Source organism: Arenibacter sp. S6351L, assembly GCF_023016025.1.
Taxonomy (GTDB): Bacteria; Bacteroidota; Bacteroidia; order Flavobacteriales; family Flavobacteriaceae; genus Arenibacter; species Arenibacter algicola_B.
The window spans coordinates 1-374 of the sequence record NZ_JALKBB010000122.1; the positions used below are offsets into that span (position 1 = coordinate 1).

General features: G+C 42.5%; 1 protein-coding gene. It reads left to right on the top strand.

Translation table 11 applies throughout. From position 1 onward, the window contains the following. Window positions 1–374: hypothetical protein (locus tag MWU82_RS24180; protein WP_247098328.1), on the top strand; the 374-nt coding region annotated here is incomplete at both ends.

Consider the following 374-nt stretch of genomic DNA (forward strand, 5'->3'; position numbering starts at 1 on the left):
CACTGTAGATCCAACGGATATTACAGGTGATGGTAGTATTACTTCAAGTGATATAGATGTAACCGGTGGAGCAAATTCGACCTTAAACGATGTTAGTTTAACGATTGCAGATGACGCCATAACTACAGCTAAAATAGCTGCAGGCGCAGTGGAGTCCTCCGATATTTTGGATGGAACAATAGTAGCCGGAGATATAGCCGACAAAGCGGTTACATTAACAAAGTTGGCAGACGGTACTGCAGATGGCCAAGTAATGCAATGGGATGATTTAACATCATCATGGACATTAGTGGATTTAGGCTCTGTAACGGTAACTGAAAATGACGGTGTAATCGGAAACGAGGTAACAAACGCGACCGATGGAACTTTAATAC